Origin of the sequence: uncultured Sphingomonas sp., from assembly GCF_964237155.1 — a bacterium.
GTDB lineage: Bacteria > Pseudomonadota > Alphaproteobacteria > Sphingomonadales > Sphingomonadaceae > Sphingomonas.
In genome coordinates, this window is the sequence record NZ_CAXSHH010000154.1 from 1 (window position 1) to 2,386 (window position 2,386).

General features: G+C 67.7%; 4 protein-coding genes. All 4 read left to right on the forward strand.

The genetic code is table 11. The annotated features are described in order from the left end of the window. The first annotated feature begins 366 nt into the window (after positions 1-366). Positions 367-1,269, forward strand: coding sequence for a heme o synthase (locus tag ACFE71_RS15565; RefSeq protein ID WP_375429670.1), 903 nt, complete (start codon positions 367-369; stop codon positions 1,267-1,269). Beyond that, positions 1,266-1,505 (forward strand): hypothetical protein, encoded by a 240-nt coding sequence (locus ACFE71_RS15570; RefSeq protein ID WP_375429667.1) that lies wholly within the window; start codon positions 1,266-1,268, stop codon positions 1,503-1,505. The genes ACFE71_RS15565 and ACFE71_RS15570 overlap by 4 nt, the downstream gene beginning before the upstream one ends. Beyond that, positions 1,502-2,035 (forward strand): cytochrome c oxidase assembly protein, encoded by a 534-nt coding sequence (locus ACFE71_RS15575; RefSeq protein WP_375429668.1) that lies wholly within the window; start codon positions 1,502-1,504, stop codon positions 2,033-2,035. Before ACFE71_RS15570 ends, ACFE71_RS15575 begins: the two co-directional genes overlap by 4 nt. Before the next feature lie 33 nt (positions 2,036-2,068). After that, positions 2,069-2,386: cytochrome c oxidase subunit 3 (locus ACFE71_RS15580; protein WP_375429669.1), on the forward strand; the 318-nt coding region annotated here is incomplete at its 3' end.

Consider the following 2,386-nt stretch of genomic DNA (forward strand, 5'->3'; position numbering starts at 1 on the left):
CGGCATGGCGGTGTTCTTCGTCAACCTGATCTACTCGATGCTGGCGGGCAAGAAGGCGCCCGACAATCCCTGGGGCGAGGGTGCGACGACGCTGGAATGGACCCTGTCCTCCCCGCCGCCGTACCACCAGTTCGAGACGCTGCCGGTGGTCGACTGAGCGCGAGGCGCGTAGCGCAAGCTACGCGCCGATGCGGTCAGGCGAAGCGAGGCCGCACGCGCCAGTCCGGCCGGCGCGGCAATCAGCCGCGACCGACGACACGGGATTTACTCCCGTGTCCACCCACCGTCGTTGGCGTGAACTTAGTGAACTTCCACCACCCGTTGCTTACCCCCACCCCCCGCCACACCTATATGCTTGGCAGCACGATGACCCCCGCCACCCCCCTCCTGCCCCCGGCCGACTGGCGCGATTTCCTCGCGCTCACCAAACCGCGCGTCATGACCCTGGTGGTGTTCACCGCCCTGTGCGGCATGCTCGCCGCCCCCGGCCGCGTCGATCCGGTGATCGGGTTCACCGCCATCCTGTGCATCGCGCTCGGCGCGGGCGCGGCCGGCGCGCTTAATCAATGGTACGAGGCGGACCTCGACGGCCTCATGCGCCGCACCGCGCAGCGCCCGCTCCCCGCCGGCCGGATGGAGCGCGTGTCCGCGCTCCATTTCGGCGTCGGCCTCGGGGCGTTCTCCGTCCTGTTCATGATCTTCGCGGTCAACCTGATCGCCGCCGCGATCCTGGCCGCCTCCATCCTGTTCTATGTCCTGGTCTACACCGTCTGGCTCAAGCGCCGCACCCCGCAGAACATCGTGATCGGCGGCGCGGCCGGGGCCTTCCCGCCGCTGATCGGCTGGGCGGCGGCGACCGGCGACGTGTCGCTCCTCCCCGTGCTGCTGTTCGCGCTCGTGTTCCTATGGACGCCCCCGCATTTCTGGGCGCTCGCGCTGTTCATGGAGACAGATTACAAGGCGGCGGGCGTCCCCATGCTTCCTGTCATCGCGGGGGAGCGCGTCACGCGCCGCCAGATCGGCCTGTATACGATTCCGATGGCGGCGACCGCCCTTCTTCCTTGGATGCTCGGACTGACCGGCTGGATCTACGGCGCGGTCGCGGCGGTCACGACCGCCATCTTCGCCGCGATGGCCTGGACCGTCGCGACCCGCACCACCGCCGTCCCGCAAGACGCGATGCTGCCCGAAAAGCGCCTGTTCAAATACTCGATCCTCTATCTCTTCCTCCTTTTCGGCGCGCTGGTCGCCGACCGGTGGTTCGCATGACGCCCGACGACGAAGACCTGATCCGCAGCCGCCAGGATGAGGAGCTTATCCGCAAGCGTCGGCGCAGCCGCTCCCTCGTGCTCGCCCTCCTGCTCGGTGCCTTGGTGTTGCTCGTCTTCGCGGTCAGCATCACCCGCATCACCCAAGGCATGGATGACGCCGCCCGCGCCGCCACCGACAAGGGCCCGTCGCAAATGCCCCGGCCCCGGCTTCCCTCACCGAGCCCCGCCCCATGACCCGGGTCACCCGCACCGCCGTCCTGGCGGTCCTGTTCGTCTGTTTCATGACCGGCCTCGCCTGGGCCAGCGTCCCGCTCTACCGCATGTTCTGCCAGGTGACGGGCCTGGGCGGCACGACCCAGCGCGGCTCGACGGCCCCCGGCGCGGTCGGGCGAGAGGTGAAGGTCAGCTTCGATGCCAACATCTCGCCCCGCCTCCCCTGGAGCTTCCGCCCCGAATCGCGCTCGGAGACGGTCGCGGTCGGCGCGCGCGACATGGTGTTCTTCCAGGCGACCAACCGCGCCGCGCAGCCCGTGACGGGCACCGCCACCTTCAACGTCACGCCGACCCAGGCGGGCAAATACTTCACCAAGATCGAGTGCTTCTGCTTCACCCAGCAGACGCTCAAGGCCGGCGAGAGCGTCCGCATGCCGGTCATCTTCTATGTCGATCCCAAGATGCTCGCCGACCCCGACGCGCGCGACATCGAGAACATCACGTTGTCCTACACGTTTTACCCGGTGGATTCCGCCAAGTCGGCGGGCTAGGGAAACCGGGAAACCTCAAGCTCGGATACGACCATGGCCGGCGCCAAGAACCACGACTACCATATCCTCCCACCCAGCATCTGGCCGCTCTTCGGCTCGATGGCGACGCTCGTGATGGCGTCGGGCGGGGTGATGTGGCTGCACGAGGCGCCCGGCGGCGGATACGTGTTCCTGATCGGGCTGGCGGCGCTGCTCTTCACCTTCTATTCCTGGTGGGCCGATGTCGTGCGCGAGGCGCGCCACGGCGACCACACTCCCGTCGTCCAGCTCCATTTCCGTTACGGGATGATCCTGTTCATCGCGTCGGAGGTGATGTTCTTCGTCGGCTGGTTCTGGGCGTTCTTCGACTTC

What these genes read in the sequence shown, in the direction of transcription:
- ACFE71_RS15565 (WP_375429670.1), top strand. Translation starts at nt 367, where the DNA reads ATGACCCCCGCCACCCCCCTCCTGCCCCCGGCCGACTGGCGCGATTTC.
- ACFE71_RS15570 (WP_375429667.1), top strand. Translation starts at nt 1,266, where the DNA reads ATGACGCCCGACGACGAAGACCTGATCCGCAGCCGCCAGGATGAGGAG.
- ACFE71_RS15575 (WP_375429668.1), top strand. Translation starts at nt 1,502, where the DNA reads ATGACCCGGGTCACCCGCACCGCCGTCCTGGCGGTCCTGTTCGTCTGT.